Source organism: Bacillus sp. SIMBA_074 (genome assembly GCF_046534555.1).
GTDB classification, from domain to species: domain Bacteria; phylum Bacillota; class Bacilli; order Bacillales; family Bacillaceae_G; genus Bacillus_A; species Bacillus_A mycoides.
In genome coordinates this window covers 1-361 of sequence record NZ_JAWRYM010000188.1, presented here as the reverse complement: position 1 = coordinate 361, position 361 = coordinate 1, and the positions used below count along the sequence as shown (strand labels likewise).

General features: G+C 72.9%; 1 protein-coding gene. It reads left to right on the top strand.

Features of this window, described 5'->3' with window-relative positions; genetic code table 11:
* The first annotated feature begins 5 nt into the window (after positions 1 to 5).
* Complete coding sequence (locus SB773_RS30435) at positions 6 to 176, top strand: DALR anticodon-binding domain-containing protein (RefSeq protein ID WP_410593927.1); 171 nt, start codon at positions 6 to 8, stop codon at positions 174 to 176.
* The last annotated feature ends 185 nt before the right edge of the window (positions 177 to 361 follow it).

Below are 361 nucleotides of genomic sequence, written 5' to 3'. Positions count from 1 at the left end.
CCGGTCTGTACCACGCGTGGTACGCAGTGAGGGACGGCTCGACGCGCGTCCTCCCGCACGGGGACGAGCCCGTGACCGACCTGCACCGCACGCGACTCTGGCTCAATGACGCCACCGGGCAGGTGATCCGGAACGGGCTCGGCCTGGTCGGGGTCTCCGCGCCGGACCGCATGTGACCGACAGCGACCGAGGAGGCCGCCGATGAGCGACAGCACGACCCGGGTGCTCCCGGATGCGGACGGGGCGGCGCCGCGCCGTCGGCGTCCGCGCTGGCTGCGCCTGCTGCTCGCGATCGGCATCCCGGTGGTCGTGATCATCGTGCTGCTCGTGATCGTCGACTCGGCGGCGCGGGCCTATGCAG